Source organism: Variovorax sp. P2_H12 (assembly GCF_056403395.1).
In genome coordinates, this window is sequence record NZ_JBFUFO010000025.1 from 122,220 (window position 1) to 139,877 (window position 17,658).

The following is a 17,658-nucleotide window of genomic DNA, read 5'->3' on the forward strand; positions in this document are numbered from 1 at the left end:
GGCTGCACCGTAGACGAGTTGGGCAGGCGCATGAGCGCTCAGGAGTTCGAGGAATGGAAGGTCTTTATCCGGCACGAGCAAATGCACCCTGGGGTTGCCCGAGTGCGGCACGCGCAGGTGCTTGCTGCAATCTTCCAGGGTGCCAGCACGCGCCGCGGCGGCAAGGCTTGGGCGGCTGCGGACTTCCTGCAGGCCGACCCATGGGCAGCGCCGGCCGCGCCGACGGCTCGCCGCCTCTCAGCTGCTCAGCAGATCAAAGCGATGTCCAGGCGGGGGCGTAGGTAGATGTCCACCACCAAAGCAGAAGTCATCCTGTCCGCAACGGACAAGACCAAGGCAGCATTCGCCAGCGTGAGCCGCTCCCTCGATGGGATGAAGACGGGCGTGGCCTCGCTCAAGGGCGGACTGGCCGGCATCGGGGCGGCCATCGGCACGGCATTCGCGGCCGGCCAGCTGCGCGGCGCAATCGACCTCCTCGACAAGCTCGACGACCTTTCGGAGAAGACGGGCATCACGGTCGAAAAGCTCAGCGAACTTCGGTTCGCGGGGGAAGCTGTGGGGACCCCGCTGGAAGCATTGACGAGCGGGGTGCAGCGGCTCAGCAAGCAAATGAGCGAGGCTGCTGGCGGCAACAAAGAGGCGATCGAGACATTCAAGACCTTGGGCGTTGAGGTGAAGAACGCCGACGGCAGTCTTCGCAATAGCGAGGATGTCCTCGGTGATCTTGCGGATCGCTTCGCAAGCTATGAGGACGGCGCTGGCAAGGCGGCGCTCGCTCAGAAGATCTTCGGCAAGAGCGGCGCCGACATGATCCCGCTGTTGAACCAGGGGCGAAAGGGGATCGAGGCCCTGAGAGTCGAAGCGCAGCAGCTGGGCGCGATCTACGGCGGCGAGCTTGCCAAGGACGCCGCCAGCTTCAACGACAACCTGACAAAGCTCCGCCTGGCCTCTGAAGCTGCGGCGATCTCAATCGGTGGCCCGCTGTTGAAGTCGCTCAACAGCCTGCTGAGCCAGTACCTGGAGATAAAGAAGCTTGGCTCGCTCGATCTTGTCGTAAAGGATGTGGCCAAGGGCTTCCTTGACCCGAACTTCTCCAAGCTCTCGGCGAACCCCGGAGCCGATGTGAAGGCCCTGATGGGCGAGCGCGAGCGGTTGCAAAAGGCGATGCAGGACGCCGTCGTGGAGAACGTCGGTGGCCCCGAATGGGTTAAGCAGACCAACAAGGCGCGCCAGAAGGATCTGGACGATGTCAATCGATACCTGGAGATCTCCAAGGCACGGCAGCGCGTGGAAGTGCTTGGCAGCATCAGCGGGGACGATGCCGGCGACGCTGTGTCGCGTCGCTTCCGTGAGAAGCCGAAAGGTCAGGCTCCCGTTATCCCGTCTGGTGGCGGGGGCGGCGGCGGCAAAGGCCAGAAGCCGAAGGATCAGGAGGCCGATGCCAAGCGCTATCTTGAGACGCTGGACAAGCAGCTCGAGCGCACCGAGCAGCTGAGCCAGGTCGAGATCGCCCTGGCCGAGATCCGACGCATCCAGGCAGAGGGCGGCGTGGTCACCGAAGCCATGAAGCAGCAGATCCTGCTGAAGGCCGCGGACATCGACGCGACCAAGGCGCTGACCGAGGCCGAGAAGAAGCGCGCCGACGAGCAGGAGGAAGCTCAGAAGCGAATGTTTGAGGCCCAGGACGAAGCCAAGAAAATCTTCGAGGACACGCGCACGCCGCTCGAGGAATACACCGCCTCCGTTGCCAAGCTCAATGAGCTCTACGACCAGGGCTATCTCCTCGCCGACACCTACTCGCGCGCGCTGCTGAAGCAGGGCCAGGTCCTCGAGGAAGCCCAGAAGCGCGCAAGGGAGGCGGGAAACCAGCAGGACGAATACAGCACGCGGATGGCCGAGAACATTCAGGACTCGATCGGCTCGGGCCTCGTGGACATCATGGAGGGCAACTACAAGAGCATCGGCGACGGCTTCGTCAAGATGCTCAACCGCATGGCCGCGGAGGCCGCCGCTGCCCAGCTCGCGCGCGCCATGTTCGGCGACCTGGCCAAGGGGGGGGAGGGCGAAGGGTACTTCGGCGGCATCCTGAAGCAGTTCGGCGGCGCCTTGACCGGAAAGAGCAGCAAGAGCAGCGGAGCGGGCGGCGACGCGCTCGAAGGCCTGCTTGCCAGCAACAACGCTTTCGGGACAGGCGGCGGCGCATCAGGCGGCGGCTGGCTTGCCTCGCTGATCGGTGGCATGGCGAGCTTCGACGTCGGCACCGACTATGTGCCCGAAGACATGATCGCCAAGATCCACAAGGGCGAGAAGATCATCCCTGCCGCTCAGAACAAGCCGGGTGCTGGCGGCAATGTGTATCTCACGCAGAACTTCCCGGTGGGCACCAATCGGAAGACGACCGATATGGCGGCACGCGACGCCGGCCACGCGATCAGCCGCGCGCAGAGGAACTCATGAGCATCGTCGTCTACTCCGATGTCATCGTCCCCGACGAAGTGATCCACGCAGGTGTCACCGGCTCGCAGACGCGTGAGAACGACCGAAGCCGCAACAAGGGTGGCTTCAGCACCGTCAACGCCGTGCGCGACGTGACCACCCGTTCCTTCCAACTTGGCGTCGTGCCCATGGAGACCGGACTCTGGGAGCTCGTGGAGGCTATGTACGAAGTGACAGATGCCGGGACGTACGGAATGCTCCTGCGTGACCCGAAGGACTCTGTCGTTTCAGGTTCCAGAGGCGCACTCATGGGCTATATGGCCGGCGTGCAGTCCGGGGTGTCCGGTCGTGGGAATGGCGGGCCGCTTTACATCCTCCAGAAGCTGTACTCGCCCGAAGGCACCACTCGCACGCGCGCTCGTGACATCACGCGCCCGCTCGGGGCACCTGCGATGCTGCGGGGCGGCACGCCGATCGTTGTCGGTGTCGCGGCCGGGAACGTCTCGCTCGCCACTGGCCCGGTCTATGTCACCTTCGTGCCTGACGCGACCCGCACCGTCAGCGGCGTGACGGTCGGTGCGACCACGCAGGTGACGCTCTCCTCGGCCATCAGCGGCTTGGTGACCACGACGGGCAAGCTGTGGCTCCAGGGCCTGAGCGGGGCCGACGCGGCCCTGCTGAACAACCTCGCGCACACAATCACCAACATCGCCGGCGCGGTCTATACGATCTCGACCAACACGGCCGGGAAGGCGATCACCGCGGGCAGCGGGCAGGGCCACAAGTACCCGCAGCCCGATGAGACGCTCACCTGGTCGGGCTCGTTCTACGTACCGGTGCATTTTCGCGACGACAACCTGGACTGGGCCATGGTCGCGGCCGCCGAGGATCCAGAAGACCGACTGGTCCAGGGGCCATCGGTCTATCTCGACGAGGTGCGCGAGTCGTGAAGGCGCGCTCCATCGCATTGGCGGCGCACCAGTCGCTGGGGTCCACCACGCTCGCCTGGTGCTGGAAGGCGACGCGGCGGGACGGCTATGTGCTGGCTGTCACGACCTCCGCGCGCGACCTCCTGTTCGAAGGCGTGATCTACCGCTCGAAGGACGGCTTCAACCCTAAGGCCATCAGCCAAGAGGCCAGCGCCGCGGTCGTGAACACCGAGGTCGAGGGGGCGCTGTCCGATGAGATCACCGAACCCGACTTCGAGGCGGGCTTGTGGGACGGCTGCACGGTCGAGATGTTCGAGGTCAACTATCGCTCGCTGTCGGACGGAGCGATGCGTCTCGCGACGTTCACCATGGGCGACATCAAGGTGACGCGCTCGGCCTTCAATGCCGAGATGCGCGGCTTGACGCAGCGGCTGCAGAAGACGGTCGGCCGGCTGGTCACGAAGGGTTGCCCGTGGGTCTTCGGCTCGATCAGCCCGGACAACTTCACGCCAGCCTGCAACAAGGCTCTCGGCCCGCTGACCGTCACGGGAACGCTGACCGGCGTCACCGACCTCCGCACGTTCGCGGACAGCGCTCGAGCAGAGGCTTTGGACTACTTCGGCGCGGGCGTGATCGAGTTCACCAGCGGCGCGAACGTCGGCCAGGCGCTGGAAATCTATTCCTTCGCCTCGGGTGCTTTCGTCACCTACCTCCCGTTTCTGAACAACCCGGCGATCGGCGACACGTACACGCTCACCCCTGGATGCCGCAAGCGCTTCACCGAGGACTGCCGCACCAAGTGGGCGAACACGCCCAACCACGGCGGCTTCGAGCATCTGCCCGGCCCTGACAAGGTGCTCGGCCTGGGCGGCACCGAAGGGAGCAACCTGTGACCGGCGCCGAGATCGCCGCCGCGGCGCGCGCGCTGCTCGGGGTCCGCTACTTGCACCAGGGGCGCAGCCGCGCCGGCCTGGACTGCATCGGCCTCCCGGTCCTTGTGCGTGCGGAACTTGGCCTGCCCGCTCTGGACGCTGCGCCCGGGTACGCCAAGACCTCGACCGCCTTCGAGATGCTGGAGTTCTGCCGCTCGCACATGACCGAAGTCGCGCCGGCCGAGATCCAGCCCGGCGACATCCTCGTTCAGATCGACGGCATCGGCCGCCACATGGCGATCGTCTGCGATTACCCGCTGTGCCCTGACGCGCTCGGAATCATCCATGCGTGGCTACCGAATCGCCGCGTCACCGAATGCCGGCTGGATGAACGCTTCATGCAGACCGTGCGCGGCTGCTTCCGCTTCAAGGAGATCGCATGAGCGGCCGCGCACTCGGCACCGTCATCGGCGCCGTCGTCGGGTTCTTTATTCCTGTCGTCGGCATCGCCGTGGGAGGTGCTATCGGTGGCGCCATCGGCGGCCTGTTCGACAAGGGGCCGCATACGGAAGGCCCGCGCCTGGATGACCTGAAGGTCCAGTACTCGACCTATGGCGTTGGAATCCCGAGGGTCTATGGAACGGAGCGCTTCAACGGAAACGTCATCTGGTCTACCGACAAATTGGAGATCGCGACGACGACGGAGGCGGGGAAGGGCGGCGGCGGCGCGACCAACACCAGCTATCAGTACTACGTCCACATGACGATTCTGCTGTGCGAGACCCCGCGCGACGGCTCCACGGTGGCGATCCGCAAGCTGTGGAAAGACGGGAAGCTCGTCTACGACATCAGCTCGGGGATCTCGATCGGCTCGGCCCTTGCGACCGCGGACAGCCCTTACACCTCGCTCGAGCTATTCCAAGGCGAGATCACGCAGCTCCCTGACCCCATCGAGGAATCGTGGACGGGCGGCCCTGGCTCCTGCTCGGCCTATCGCGGCGTCGTTCGCATGCGCCTGATCGCGGTGGAGTGTCCTGGCGGGCGCGTTCCTCAGTTCAGCGCCGAGCTGATGGTGAATCCTGCTTCGGGCAACGAGTCGGTGCTTGGCACCGGAAGCGTGATCAACGGCAACGCCAGCACGATCATGCAGCCGCGGTCGCACATCCCGACCAACGGCGACCCGATCCCTGTCTTCATCAAGCAGAACGTCGGATCTGACCAGTCGATCGGCGCCTATGCTCTCGGCCTGGACTACGTGAGCAACGTTGCATCCTCGCCGCTTCTGAGCATCTGGGGCGCCTATTCGCACCTCACGGGCCGCAGCGACATCCCGCTTTGCGCGATTCGGGGTATCGGCCCTGGCGGGTCTCCCGACAGCGGGAACCTCAACTTCTACGACGGCAACGGCGTGCTCGCGAAGGCGCTCGCGGTCGATACGCTGCAGATCACAAGCTCCGGGCGCTATTGCAAGTTCGGGAACTACGTGTGCGTGAGCAGCGACCCCGGCAGCCTGCAGAAGCTCACGAAACTGCACGAGTGGGACTCCGGTGAACTTGTTGGCTCGGCGACCGGAAGTGACCCATTTGATATTCTCCTCACGGCCAACTTCGCGTGGCTGGTCTACAAAGACCCGTCGAGCTACCGCTACACCGTGGAGGTTCGCAGCCTCGTCGATTTCTCGGTTGTCACTTCGGGCATGCTGCCGACCGACTTCGGCGCGGTCCTGAATGCGACGAGCCTCTGCGTCGGCGCCACGGTCGACACCATCGGCGCGGTCACGGTCTACAACACCGTCGTTGGACCATTTCTCGCCACGCTCTGGAAGATTGATGTCTCGGTCACGGCGACTGCGATCGACACCAGCGCGGTCTCGTACCCGTCTGGTCTGCTGGTCGACGACTCCCGGATTGCGATTCATGGGACCGACGTCTATGGCGTTTCCCAACTGACCACGGCTGGCCCGACGTGGACCATGACGCCGTTCATGTACCGCTTCGGCGTGGCGATGCCGACCGCAGCGAAGGTCAGCGACATCATCGCGGCTGAGTGCGAACTGGCCGGCGTCACGACCTACGACGTGAGCGGCATCCCCGACTCGGATACTGTGATCGGCTACAAGCTCGCCAACCCGGCCAGCGCGCGCGCCAACATCGAGCCGCTGCTGACCCTGATCGGCGGCTATGTGGTCGACGAGGACGGTGTGACGAAGTTCCGCAAGTTCGCGGACATCACGTCGGTGGCGACCATCAGCTTCGACGAACTCGGCCAAGCCGAGGGCGATGCATCGGGCGAGGCCATGCCTCTCAACCGCACGCAGGAGATCGACCTCCCTCGCAGCGTCACGACCAGCTACATCGAACAGACCAGCGACTACCAGACAGCCGCCGAGACGGAAGTCCGCCAGGTCACCGACGCGACCGAGGACGTGCAGATCCAGCTTCCGATTTGCGTCACTTCGAACCAAGCGAAGAAGGTCTCGCAGATGGCGCTGTACGACCGCTGGCGCCGGCAGAACAGCCGCAGCGCGATCGTCTCGCGCAAGTTCGCCGCGGTCAGCCCCGGCGATGGCGTTACCGTCGAATACCCGCGCGGCACGTTCAAGCTGTGGCTCGTCCTGTCGACCAACGACACCGGGGCGGTGTGCGAATGGAGCCTGTGCCCAGGCGATGCCTCCATCTTCACGCAGACGGCGACCGGCGCGACCGGCTACGTCGGACAAGTGGTCGCGCCTCTCGCCGCCCCGCTGCGCGCTCAGATCCTGGACATCCCCCCGGTGCGCGATGCCGACAACAACGCCGGCCCGTATGTCGCTCTCGACAGCTACGCAGCGGTTCCTGCTGACGGGGAACTGTTCGTCGGTGACGATGACACCTCGCTTCTGAGCCGCGGCACGGTCTCGGCATCGGCGCCCATCGGCTTCGGTGAGACGACCGGGGCGTGGGCTCCGCTCACCGTCGACGAAAAGAGCGTCATCACCGTCAGCCTGGGCGACGACGTTTTCGCAAGCGTCACGCGCGATGTCCTTCTTTCGGGCGGTGGCGAGCATTGGGCTTACGGTGCGGCTGGCCGGTGGGAGATCGGAGCATCGGCGCAGGGCACCAGCCTGGGCGGCGGCCGGTACACCCTGATGACCCATCTGCGCGGCCTGTTTGGCACAGAGCGGTTTGTCGGCACGCAGCAGATCGGTGACACCTTCGTCCTGCTGCGTATAGCCGGGATGCTTCGCCCTGACACGGGCGTCGGCGGGATCGGCCAATCCAAGAGCTATCGCGCCGTCACCAAGGGGCGAAGCAAGGACTCCGCTGCCTCGCAGACCTACGCCAACACCGGGGAAGGCTTGATGCCTCTCAGCCCGATCAATCTGCGCCGCACTGACACGAACGATTTCACGGTCGATCGTCGTTCGCGCCTGGCGATGAACAACTCGACCGGCGCGCTGCCGTTGGGTGAGGCGACCGAAGCCTACTCCTGGGCCTTCTACAGCTCGGGCACCTACGCGACGTTGCTCGGGACCGTCGTCACCAACACCGCGACCGTCACGGCGGCGCAGATCGCCGCAATCGGCGTCACGCCATCGGCTACGGCCTTCCTGAAGGTCCGGCAAGTCAGCGACTCCATCGGCCCCGGCCACGAACTACAGGCAACAGCATGAGCACCACAGCACTCCAGCAGATCGCAGCGGCGGCCAATTGGCATCTCCGGGTCAATGAAAACTTCGTCTCGGTCTCGCCGTCTGCGTTGTACGGCGTCAACCCTGCGACGACGACCGGCCTGACGCTGGGCTACCTCGGTGGCGAGTTCAACGGCACCACGCCGGCCAATGGCACGGTGGTGCTCACGGCCAGCACCACGAACTATGTGGTTGCGCACCTGACTACCGGCGTGGTGACCACGGCGACCACCACCACGAACTGGCTGAACACCGCGACGTACATGCGGCTGTACCAGGTGGTCACCGGGGCCTCGACGATCACCACCATCACGGACAAGCGGCAGGCATTCGGCGCGCCGAGTCCGAGCGGCACCGTGGCAGGTTCGGACAAGCAGATCCAGTACAACGCATCGGGCGCCTTCGGCTCCGAGGCGGCGTTCGCCTACGACTACACCACCAACACCCTGACGGTCGACAAGATCACGCTCAACGGGCTGCTGCTGACGCTCGCGTCGGCGACGGGCGGGGCAGGGTTGAACATCCCTCACGGCGCGGCCCCGACAGCCCCGGCGAATGGCGATGTGTGGACGACGACGGCCGGCATGTACGCGCGCATCAACGGCGGCACGGTCGGCCCCTTCGCGCCGGCTGGCGGCTCGGTGGCCTGGGGTTCGATCACTGGCACTCTGGCATCGCAGACGGACCTGCAAGCGGCGCTCGACCTGAAGCAAGCCCGCTCGCCCAACGTGCAGTCTGTGGCGTCGTCGGCGACGGTCACCCCGACGTTCTCCAATGACATGGTGAAGGTCACGGCGCAGGCCGCGGCGCTCGCCTTGGCCAACCCGACCGGCACCGCGATCGACGGCCTCGGCATCGTTATCCGCATTAAGGACAACGGCACGGCGCGCGCGATCAGCTACGGCACGCAGTACCGGGCTGTCGGCGTGACGCTTCCGACCACGACCGTGATCAGCAAGACGGTGTACCTGGCGATGATCTACAACAACGACGATACGAAGTGGGATGTCGTCGCCGTGGGGCAAGAAGCATGATGCCGATCGCCGCAATGCGGCTGAAGAAGGTCGGAATCGACGCCAACGCGCTCGCGATCTACAACGCCCTCGTCGCCTATTGGGACATGGAGGACAACGTCAGCTCGCCCACGCTGCTCGACTCCAAGGGCAGCAATCACCTGACGCTGCGCAACACCGCTGGGGCGGTGAATTCCAACGGCATCACAACCCCCAGCGGGCTGGTGAGCCGTGGCTACAACCCGAACATGGGAACTGGTCAAACGGCCTACATCCCGCGGAGCAACACGAACCTCGACCTCCCGAACTCCGACTTTTCCTTCGGCGGCTGGTTCACGTCCATCGCCAACGTGGCGGGCAGCGGCCGGTTCATCATGGGGCGGGTCGGAAGCACAGGGAACGCAACGCAAGCGTACATCTCTATTGAGGGCGCAGATAACAAGGTGAAGTGGCAGGCCACTACGGACGGGACGGTCGGCGGCCGCATCATCGTTGATACCGGATTCATCTTCACCGCCCTGACGTGGGTGCTCATCATCGGGACGCTGAACCGCACTAGCAATCAACTCGAAATCCGGTTCCGCCAGGTTGGCGCGGGGTCGATGACCAAGGTCACCGGCTCCTTCCCCTCTGCGATCTACACCACGTCGAACGTCTCGAATTTCAACATCTCGGGCGGCCTATCCAGCGACACCACGTACTTCACCGGCGGTCGCGAGGGTGTGGTTCGCGCGGATGAGTGCTTCTACGCCACCAAGGCGATCAGCGATGCGGAGTTTGACTACCTCTACAACGGCGGCAACGGCAAGAACTTCGCGGCGATTCGGGCCGACTCCGGGAACTGACCCCATGAGCGAAGACAAGATCGACAGCGGCATCGGGGAACTGCGCGACCGCATGGGCAAGGTCGAAACCGACCTTCAAGAGAACACCGCAACGACCAAGAGAATCGAAGCCAAGCTCGGGAAATTCATCGAGTTTCTGGACAACCTCGAGGGAGCGATGAAGGTCATGGACGTCATCGCCAAGGGCGCAAAGCCGATCGCGTGGGTGACGGGCATCGTCGCGGCGGTCGCGGGCTGGTGGGCTGCACTGAGGGGAGGTTTCCGATGAGCGACGTTATCAACCTGGCGGGCGGGCGCAAGTTCCTGCTCTGCGTCGGCTGTGGGGCGGTCACGTCCGTCCTGCTGTGGTTCGGCAAGCTCGAGAGCGGCGCCTACGCGACGATCATCCTCGGCACCGTGGGCGCGTTCATCGTGGGCAACGTGGCCGCCCAGAAGAGGGGCGCCGAGTGATGGACCTCCAAACCGCAATGCCTCTCCACCAGGTGCTAGAGGAGATCATCAATCCCGGCCTGGCCATGCTCCCGATGAAGATGGACACGCCGAAAGCACGGCTGATGCTGCTCACGATCGGGCGGCAAGAGTCGCGCTTCCGGTATCGCCGGCAGCAGGGCAACGGGCCTGCCCGAGGTTTCTGGCAGTTCGAACGGGATGGGGGCGTAAAGGGTGTCATGACCCATCCGGCCACGACAGGCCATGCGCATCGGGTATGCGCAGAGCTTGGCATCCCATGGGAGCGGCCGAACGTCTGGGCTGCGCTCGAAACGAACGATCTGCTTGCCGGCGTCTTTGCCCGGCTCAACCTCTGGTGGGCGCCTGGTTCGCTCCCGGAGATCGGCGACTACGAGGGTGCATGGAAGCTCTACGCCAACGTCACATGGCGCCCGGGCAAGCCTCACCGCGAGACATGGAACGGCTACTACGACGAGGCGCGTGCAGCGCTGGGGATCTGACCATGTACGGTGCGCACTTCTGGAACTTCGTCGGCTGGTGGCTACGGGGTGGCCGATGACCTGGCTCTACACCTGGGCCGCAGGGAAGGCTGGCTGGCTGGTCATCATCGGCGCGCTCTTGGCCGCGGTGATGTTCCAGCAGGTGAGGGTGAGCAACGCCCGGGCCGGCGTCGATCGCGCGCGGACCGAGTTGGCCAACTACCGCGCCACCCAGGCCGAGGCCGCCCGCCTGGCCGAGCGTTCACGCCGGGAAACTGAACAACGATGGGCCCGAGCGGCCGAAGGAGTGGCGATCGATGGCCAAAAGAAACTCGACGTGGCGCGTGCAGCTGCTGATCGCGCTGGCGCTGCTGAGCGGCGGCTGCAGCAGCGTGTCGCCGCCTTCCTCGCCTCCATCCGTCGAGCCTCCGCAGATTCCGGCATTACCGCCACAGGGCCGGCAGCCGCCGACCCCGCTGTTCTGCTTGCCGACCTGTTCGGCCGCGCTCGAGAAAGAGCTCGGCTCCTGGGAGAGTTCGCTGACGCTGCCCACGCGCGCGGTCAGACCTGCGAGCGCTACGCAGTCGGACTACAGCCTTGGGACCGGTGATTTCAATCCATAGCCGGGCAGGCGTAAAAAAGCCGCCCGAGGGCGGCTTCTGTTTGAGGCACTATGGCGCTTACTTGCAGGAGCCCGGCAGGTAGCGAGTATCAAGCGGGTTGGTCGCGTCGGTGGCGCACTTCCACGCCGCAATGACCTTGCCGCCGTCCTTCGTGCCATCCATCGCCGTAGCCATGGCGGCATCGATGTATGGAGTCAGAGCGATGGTGTCCTTGTTGGCGACAACAGACCCGCCAAGACCGGCCGGCTCGCCGACGACGGTGATGACGCCGTTGAGGTCAACCGCGAGGCTCTTGACGTACTTGCTGGCCGTCGTGGAGCAGGAATTTGGCAGGCTGGTGCTGATGTCGATAGCCGATGCGCTTTGGTACATCTCGGTGACAGAAGTGCGGCAAGACGAAGCGGCCAGGATCATTTCTGAGACCTTGGCGCGCACGGTGTAGTCCTGATAGGCCGGCAGCGCGACAGCGGCCAGGATGCCGATGATGGCGACGACGATCATCAACTCGATGAGGGTGAAGCCGGCTTGGACGCGGCGGGCGATGGTGCGATGGTTCATTGAAACTCCTGTTGAGGCCGAGGACCAATCCCCGGACGGGTAGCTCACCGCAGCAAATGTGCCAAGCCGGAGATATGTAAAAAAATGTGCATTAGTGCACATGGCACGGCATGATGCGACGAAACGCGGCACGGAGAATGACCAATATGACGAAGGCTCTGACAATTCTTGTCACGCTCGCTCTGTGCGGCGGGGCGTCGGCCGAGACCCTGCGCGAGGCGACCCGCGAGGCGATGCGACTATGTGTCGAGCTGGATGCGCAATCGCTCGAGCATTGTGGTACGGAGATGGCCGGCAGGACGCCACAGCACAGCGCCGCGCGCAAGGCGGTCATGAGGATGAGCCTGCTGCGGAACCTCGAGGTCCGCCGTTGCGAGATCGTCGAGCCCAATGGGACCGACTGCTACTTCAAGGCTGAGTGGCAGATTGAAGCCGGGGCGTCTGACATCCTCGTCGGGCCGGTGCAGTACCTACCGCCGCGCTGAGCTAGTCCGCCAGCTTTTGGAGTGTTTGGGCGACTTCGAGCAACTCGTCGGGGTTGTCGATGAAGTGCTTCAGTGCGATCCGCGCGATCTGACGATTCTCAGGCGTCAGCAACTCTAGCCCCTCACGGAGATAGCGCAGGCAGCTCACGAGGTCGCGGCCTTCGGGTGAAGCACCGTCACGGAAGAACCACCCCTTCCGGCCCGGCAACCCCTCAATCAGGTCCATCGTCCTCGCAGTGAGGGGGCGCATGCCAGCGAGGATGCCGCGGATCTGCTCGCCCGACTTGTGGCCGATTGCATTCCCAAGCGCCTTGCTGCTGCCCATCTCGTCGACGATGAGCGCGAGCCGCTTGCGCCTCCAATCAGAGATTTCGTCGCTGTTCATGGGCGGGGAACATAGCACGCCGCCATGAGTGCGTGGGCTCAGTGCTCGCCCCGCCTCTGTGCTGATCGTCAGCCGACCGGACTGGCGTCCTCGTCCTCGCCCGAAGCTCTGGGCCCGCAACGCTCGTCGGTCACCAGCTTGAAAAGCTCCACGCAGCCAGCGTCGAAGGCTTCCATCCAACTCGGGAAGGATTCGACGCTTGACTCGATGTCGGTCCAGACCGAAGCATCCTCTATGCTTTCGTGGAGCACCCAGTGGAAGTGGCCGGGATCCGGCTCGTCAACGAAGACGGTGATGTGCCGTAAATGTGTCATGGCCGGCATCCTAGCCCTTCAACGCCGGGGCCTTCATCCGTGCCATCGCGTCCAGCCGGCGTAGCGCCTGGCGTGCGGCCGCCAGATCGGGCGTCTTGCCGGCATGCGTCTCAAGCTGGTCCAGGGCCTTCGCGAGCAGGGCCGCGTCGTCCACCTTCGGCGGATCGCGCGGGATACGAACGGCGGCGTCCTCGTCCTCGGGCAGCACCGCCACGTCGGGCGATGCGTTCTGCTCCCCGGCGCCCGTTGTGGCATATCCGCCCGCAGAGGTCTTCGTCAGCACGGTGCCGCGCCGGAAGAACCGGAACTTGGCGCCGACGGGCAGCTCGGCGAAGGTCATTTCGCTTCCGGCTTCGGCTGTCGACGCTGGTAGGGCGCATCAGCAGCGATCACCTCGTCGCCTCCCTGCCGGATCTCCTTCGACGCCAAGATGGGCTCTGCGCCCGGGTATCGAGCCGCTGCTTGCTCGATCGTCATCTTGAACGTCGACGGCGATGGCTTCTTGCGCCACGCGCTGGGCGGCAGCATGAAGGTGTAGTACTCGGCGTCTTTCATGGCTGGATAAGCATACAGCGCACCGAAACGGAGGGGCGTGTGGCCGCGCAGAGTAAAATGCACGGCGTCTGTATGTTGGGTGGCGTTGTTAGTTGGCGCCGTCTGTAAGCTGTTGATCCGTAAGGGGAAGCCAATCCCTTACAAGGCGTAGGTCGGGGGTTCGAGCCCCTCAGCACCCACCACCCGATGCAAAGAAGGCGAACTGACGGTTCGCCTTTTTTCTTGCTGCGTCAATATCCGTCCTAGAGAGTGCTCAAGCATGTTTGATTCCTTCCGCAAGTACAACAAGATCATCATGGTGTTCTTGTTCTTGCTGATCATTCCCTCGTTCGTGCTGTTCGGCGTCGATCGCTATCAGGGGGGCGGCCAGGGCGAGAAGGTCGCGCACGTGGCGGGCGTCGACATCACGCGGCCCGAGTGGGATGCCCAGCACCGCAACGAGGTCGATCGGATCCGGCAGCAGGCGCCCAACATCGAGCCGGCGCTGCTCGACTCGGACGCCGCGCGCTATGCCACGCTGGAGCGCATGGTGCGCGAGCGCGTGCTTGCCGCAGCGGCAACGAAGTCGAACATGTCGGTCTCCGAGGAGCGGCTGGCACGGATGTTCGCGGCCGATCCGGGCCTGGCAACGTTTCGCACCGCCGACGGCAAGTTCGACCGCGAAACCTTCATGCGTGCGACCGGCCGCACGCCCGAGCAGTACGAAGCCTCGGTGCGCGCCGATCTCGCGACGCAGCAAGTCTCGCTGGGCGTGTCCGGCACGGCCTTCGCCACGGCGGCGCAGGCGGCGGCGACGCTCAACGCCTTCTATGACCGGCGCGAGGTCCAGGTCGCGCTCTTCAAGCCCGCCGACTTCGCCGCCAAGGTCAATGTCAGCGACGCCGACCTGCAGGCTTACTACAAGGACCACACGGCGCTGTTCCAGGTGCCCGAGCAGGCGAGCATCGAGTACCTGGTGCTCGATCTCGACGCCGCCAAGAAGGGCATCGCGGTCAGCGAGGCCGACCTGCGCAGCTACTACGACCAGAACGCCGCCCGCTTCGGAAGCAAGGAGGAGCGGCGCGCCAGCCACATCCTGATCGCAGCGCCTGCAAGCGCCCCGGCCGCCGAGCGCGAGCAGGCACGCGCGAAGGCCGAGCAGTTGCTCGCCGGCATCCGCAAGGCCCCCGACACCTTCGCCGACGTGGCGCGCAAGAACTCGCAGGACCCCGGCTCGGCGCAGAAGGGCGGCGATCTTGACTTCGTGACCCGCGGCGCGATGGTCAAGCCTTTCGAAGACGCGATGTTCGCGCTCAAGAAGGGCGAGATCAGCGGCCTGGTCGAGACCGAGTTCGGCTACCACATCATTCAGCTCGTCGACCTCAAGCCTGCCGTCGTGCCGCCGTTCGACAAGCTGCGCGCCACGATCGAGAACGAAGTGCGCAGCCAGCAGGCGACGCAGGAATTCGCCAAGGCCGCCGAGACCTTCACCGACATCGTCTACCAGCAGCCCGACAGCCTCAAGCCGGCGGCCGAAAAGCTCAAGCTCACGATCCAGACCGTGGCCAACGTCGGGCGCACCCCGGCGCAGGGCGCGACCGGCGTGCTGGCCAGCCGCAACTTCCTCAATGCGCTGTTCGCTCCCGATACGCTCGAGCGCAAGCACAACACCGAGGCGATCGAGATCGGCGCCAACCAGCTGGCCTCGGGTCGCGTGGTCCAGTACTCGCCGGCGCGGACTCTGCCCTTCGACGAGGTCAAGGACAAGGTCCGTACGCTGCTGGTCGCCGAGCGCGCGGCGGCGCTGGCGCGTGCCGAGGGCGAAGCCAAGCTCGCGGCCTGGAAGACCGATCCGGCAGGCGCCAGCTTCGGCGCGCCGATCACGGTGTCGCGGCTCGAGACGCAATCGCAGCCGGTGCCGGTGATCGAAGTCGCGCTGCGCGCCGACACCGGCAAGCTGCCGGCGCTCGTCGGTGCCGACCTCGGCGCCCAGGGCTATGCGGTGGTGCGCGTGATCAAGAGCGTGCCGCGCACGCCACCGGCGCCCGACATGGCCAAGCAGGAGAACGAACAGTTCGCCCAGGCCGTGGGTGCGGCCGAGACCGCCGCCTACTACAACCTGCTGAAGAACCGTTTCAAGGCAGAAATTCTGGTGCCGAAGCCCGCAGATTCCACTTCGATGGCCGGACGCTAGTTTTTTGACGCTACAATTGATGGCTCTACGGTGGCTGTAGCTCAGCTGGTAGAGTCCCAGATTGTGATTCTGGTCGTCGTGGGTTCGAGTCCCATCAGCCACCCCAAAGACATTCGTCAGCAAAACAGGCACTTCGGTGCCTGTTTTGCTTTGTGGAGCCGAAGCGGGCACCGTTTCCCGGATCGGGCCCGTCACGGGGGCCGTCGCTGCTCCACGTCTTTGTAAAGCTGCAGTCGAGTGCCCCGAGATTTCTTGTTGCCCTGCTTGCGGCAATTGGAATATGAATTAGAATTTTGGCTTTCCAATTAGAGGATAAGCACAGATGGCCTCAACCCTTGCAGACATCAATTCCCAGATCAAGAAGCACGACGAGCAGATCGCGCAATTGCGCAAGCAAGCCGAGGATCTGAGAAATCAGGAGCGGGCTGGCGTTATCGAGGAGTTGCGCAAGAAGATCGCCGAATACGGCCTGACCGCCAGCGACCTGAAGCTTGGCGTGCGTGCCGGCAAGCGCAGTGCTGGCGTCGCTGCGCCCAAGAGCGCTGCCAAATACCGCAGCCCCACCGGCGAGACCTGGTCCGGCGGCCGTGGCCGCAAGCCGCGCTGGATCACCGAGGCGCTGAACGCCGGCAAATCGCTGTCGGACTTCGAGATCAAGTAACCCTCGTCCGTCCGCAGTCAAAAAAGCCCGCTGCCGCGGGCTTTTTTGCGTTCGGGGGGCCGGCAAAGCCAGGCCCGTTCGTGAAACACCGCGGATCCGGCTCCGCCGGTCCGCCGGTGTTGCCCCCGGTAGGGGGTGGGCGGGCTACACGAAGTGAGCCCAACCTGGGGGCGAGCTAATTAATCAGGACCAGCTTGCCCTTGACGCCGCGCGAGCCCATGTGCGCATAGGCGGCGCGAAGTTCCGACATCGGCAGGGTCTGGTCGATCACTGGCTTGACCTTTCCCTGGCTGTACCACTTCGCCAATTCGGCCATCATCTGGGCATTGGCCTTGGGTTCACGGCGCGCGAAATCGCCCCAGAACACGCCGACCAGCGATGCGCCCTTGAGCAGCGTCAAATTCAATGGCAGCGAGGGGATCGGGCCGGCGGCAAAACCGACCACCAGATAGCGGCCGCGCCAGGCGATCGAGCGGAATGCCGGTTCGGCGAATTCGCCACCCACCGGGTCGTAAATGACATCCGGGCCTTTGCCGTCGGTCGCGGCCTTGATCGCGTCGCGAAAGCCATTGGGCAATGCATGCGTCGTGTAGTTGATCGCCGCGTCGGCGCCAATGGACTTGCAAAGCTCGCATTTTTCTTCGGTCGATGCGGCTGCAATGACCCTGGCTCCCGCGGCCTTGGCAATCTGGATGGCTGCGGTGCCGACACCGCCAGCCGCGCCGAGTATCAGCACCGTCTCGCCGGCCTTCAATTGAGCGCGGTCCATCAATGCGTGCCAGGAAGTCGCGTAGGTCATGACAAAGGCCGCGGCATCGACGTGGCCGAAGCCGTCGGGCAATGGCATGCACAGCGCCGCCGGCGCCAGCGTGTGGGTGCCGAAGCCACCGGTGCCTGACAGGCACGCGACGTTCTGTCCGACCTTCAGGGTCGTGACGCCTTCGCCGACCGCGGCGATCACGCCCGCATATTCGGAGCCGGGAACGAACGGCAGCGGCGGCTTCATCTGGTACTTGTTCTGCACGATCAGCAGGTCCGGGAAATTCAGGCTCGCGGCCTTGATTTCGATCAGCACCTGTCCCGGGCCCGGTGTGGGCGTCGGCAGTTCTTTCCAGGTCAGCGCCTCGACGCCGACGGGGTTTTCGCAGAGCCATGCGTGCATGCTCGTGTCTCCTGTGAATGAGTCTGGGGTCTATGGAAAATCCGGGTC

At 64.7% G+C, this 17,658-nt stretch carries 21 protein-coding genes and 1 tRNA gene; 16 read left to right on the top strand and 6 right to left on the bottom strand.

Annotation, left to right across the window (positions count from 1 at the left end):
* The first annotated feature begins 30 nt into the window (after positions 1-30).
* Genes AC1DYK_RS19635 through AC1DYK_RS19690 form a run of 12 tightly spaced genes read left to right on the top strand, consistent with a single transcriptional unit; the run spans position 31 to position 11,304 of the window.
* Positions 31-285, top strand: a complete 255-nt coding sequence (locus AC1DYK_RS19635; protein WP_478167825.1) for a phage tail assembly protein T — start codon at positions 31-33, stop codon at positions 283-285.
* Entirely contained in the window at positions 286-2,457 is a 2,172-nt protein-coding gene (locus AC1DYK_RS19640; RefSeq protein ID WP_478167826.1) for a hypothetical protein, read from the top strand. It begins immediately after the preceding gene.
* Positions 2,454-3,386: a hypothetical protein gene (locus AC1DYK_RS19645; RefSeq protein WP_478167827.1), complete on the top strand. Its 933-nt coding sequence runs from the start codon at positions 2,454-2,456 to the stop codon at positions 3,384-3,386. The genes AC1DYK_RS19640 and AC1DYK_RS19645 overlap by 4 nt, the downstream gene beginning before the upstream one ends.
* Before the next feature lie 17 nt (positions 3,387-3,403).
* Entirely contained in the window at positions 3,404-4,258 is an 855-nt protein-coding gene (locus AC1DYK_RS19650) for a DUF2163 domain-containing protein (protein WP_478167828.1), read from the top strand.
* Positions 4,255-4,680, top strand: a complete 426-nt coding sequence (locus AC1DYK_RS19655) for an NlpC/P60 family protein (RefSeq protein ID WP_478167829.1) — start codon at positions 4,255-4,257, stop codon at positions 4,678-4,680. The genes AC1DYK_RS19650 and AC1DYK_RS19655 overlap by 4 nt, the downstream gene beginning before the upstream one ends.
* Positions 4,677-7,889 (top strand): phage tail protein, encoded by a 3,213-nt coding sequence (locus AC1DYK_RS19660; protein WP_478167830.1) that lies wholly within the window; start codon positions 4,677-4,679, stop codon positions 7,887-7,889. Before AC1DYK_RS19655 ends, AC1DYK_RS19660 begins: the two co-directional genes overlap by 4 nt.
* Positions 7,886-8,941 (top strand): hypothetical protein, encoded by a 1,056-nt coding sequence (locus tag AC1DYK_RS19665; RefSeq protein ID WP_478167831.1) that lies wholly within the window; start codon positions 7,886-7,888, stop codon positions 8,939-8,941. Before AC1DYK_RS19660 ends, AC1DYK_RS19665 begins: the two co-directional genes overlap by 4 nt.
* On the top strand, positions 8,941-9,765 hold the full coding sequence (locus AC1DYK_RS19670) for a hypothetical protein (protein ID WP_478167832.1): 825 nt from the start codon (positions 8,941-8,943) through the stop codon (positions 9,763-9,765). Before AC1DYK_RS19665 ends, AC1DYK_RS19670 begins: the two co-directional genes overlap by 1 nt.
* Positions 9,766-9,769: 4 nt before the next feature.
* Positions 9,770-10,033 carry a hypothetical protein gene (locus AC1DYK_RS19675; protein WP_478167833.1) on the top strand — a complete coding sequence of 88 codons (264 nt, stop codon included), beginning with the start codon at positions 9,770-9,772 and terminating at the stop codon, positions 10,031-10,033.
* Positions 10,030-10,215, top strand: coding sequence for a hypothetical protein (locus AC1DYK_RS19680; protein WP_478167834.1), 186 nt, complete (start codon positions 10,030-10,032; stop codon positions 10,213-10,215). Before AC1DYK_RS19675 ends, AC1DYK_RS19680 begins: the two co-directional genes overlap by 4 nt.
* The gene (locus AC1DYK_RS19685; RefSeq protein ID WP_478167835.1) at positions 10,215-10,715 is read left to right on the top strand and encodes a hypothetical protein; all 501 of its coding nucleotides are present in this window, start codon (positions 10,215-10,217) and stop codon (positions 10,713-10,715) included. Before AC1DYK_RS19680 ends, AC1DYK_RS19685 begins: the two co-directional genes overlap by 1 nt.
* Positions 10,716-10,770: 55 nt before the next feature.
* Entirely contained in the window at positions 10,771-11,304 is a 534-nt protein-coding gene (locus tag AC1DYK_RS19690) for a DUF2514 family protein (protein WP_478167836.1), read from the top strand.
* A gap of 70 nt (positions 11,305-11,374) precedes the next feature.
* Here AC1DYK_RS19690 and AC1DYK_RS19695 read toward each other — a convergent pair whose 3' ends face one another.
* Positions 11,375-11,875 (bottom strand): pilin, encoded by a 501-nt coding sequence (locus tag AC1DYK_RS19695; RefSeq protein ID WP_478167837.1) that lies wholly within the window; start codon positions 11,873-11,875, stop codon positions 11,375-11,377.
* A 146-nt stretch (positions 11,876-12,021) separates the two neighbouring features.
* Between AC1DYK_RS19695 and AC1DYK_RS19700 the strand changes: the two genes are divergently transcribed.
* Positions 12,022-12,360 (top strand): hypothetical protein, encoded by a 339-nt coding sequence (locus AC1DYK_RS19700; RefSeq protein WP_478167838.1) that lies wholly within the window; start codon positions 12,022-12,024, stop codon positions 12,358-12,360.
* Position 12,361: 1 nt separating this feature from the next.
* On the opposite strand, the gene AC1DYK_RS19705 is transcribed toward AC1DYK_RS19700, so the two are convergent.
* The 4 genes from AC1DYK_RS19705 to AC1DYK_RS19720 all read right to left on the bottom strand — a co-directional run bounded on the left by AC1DYK_RS19705 (position 12,362) and on the right by AC1DYK_RS19720 (position 13,677).
* Entirely contained in the window at positions 12,362-12,745 is a 384-nt protein-coding gene (locus AC1DYK_RS19705) for a hypothetical protein (protein WP_478167839.1), read from the bottom strand.
* 68 nt (positions 12,746-12,813) lie between these two features.
* Positions 12,814-13,059, bottom strand: coding sequence for a hypothetical protein (locus AC1DYK_RS19710; RefSeq protein WP_478167840.1), 246 nt, complete (start codon positions 13,057-13,059; stop codon positions 12,814-12,816).
* A gap of 10 nt (positions 13,060-13,069) precedes the next feature.
* Entirely contained in the window at positions 13,070-13,399 is a 330-nt protein-coding gene (locus AC1DYK_RS19715; protein ID WP_478167841.1) for a hypothetical protein, read from the bottom strand.
* The gene (locus AC1DYK_RS19720) at positions 13,396-13,677 is read right to left on the bottom strand and encodes a hypothetical protein (RefSeq protein ID WP_478167842.1); all 282 of its coding nucleotides are present in this window, start codon (positions 13,675-13,677) and stop codon (positions 13,396-13,398) included. The genes AC1DYK_RS19715 and AC1DYK_RS19720 overlap by 4 nt, the downstream gene beginning before the upstream one ends.
* A 196-nt stretch (positions 13,678-13,873) precedes the next feature.
* Here AC1DYK_RS19720 and AC1DYK_RS19725 point away from each other — a divergent pair, with 196 nt between their 5' ends.
* From AC1DYK_RS19725 to AC1DYK_RS19735, 3 genes are all read left to right on the top strand, one after another.
* Positions 13,874-15,787 carry a SurA N-terminal domain-containing protein gene (locus AC1DYK_RS19725; protein WP_478167843.1) on the top strand — a complete coding sequence of 638 codons (1,914 nt, stop codon included), beginning with the start codon at positions 13,874-13,876 and terminating at the stop codon, positions 15,785-15,787.
* A gap of 30 nt (positions 15,788-15,817) precedes the next feature.
* A tRNA-His gene (locus AC1DYK_RS19730) sits at positions 15,818-15,893 on the top strand.
* Positions 15,894-16,109: 216 nt separating this feature from the next.
* A complete protein-coding gene (locus tag AC1DYK_RS19735) occupies positions 16,110-16,448 on the top strand; it encodes an H-NS histone family protein (protein WP_442282432.1) in 339 nt (112 codons plus the stop codon).
* 175 nt (positions 16,449-16,623) lie between these two features.
* Here the strand turns inward: AC1DYK_RS19735 and AC1DYK_RS19740 are convergent, their stop codons facing one another.
* Positions 16,624-17,610, bottom strand: coding sequence for an NADPH:quinone oxidoreductase family protein (locus AC1DYK_RS19740; protein WP_478167844.1), 987 nt, complete (start codon positions 17,608-17,610; stop codon positions 16,624-16,626).
* Positions 17,611-17,658 lie beyond the last annotated feature (48 nt).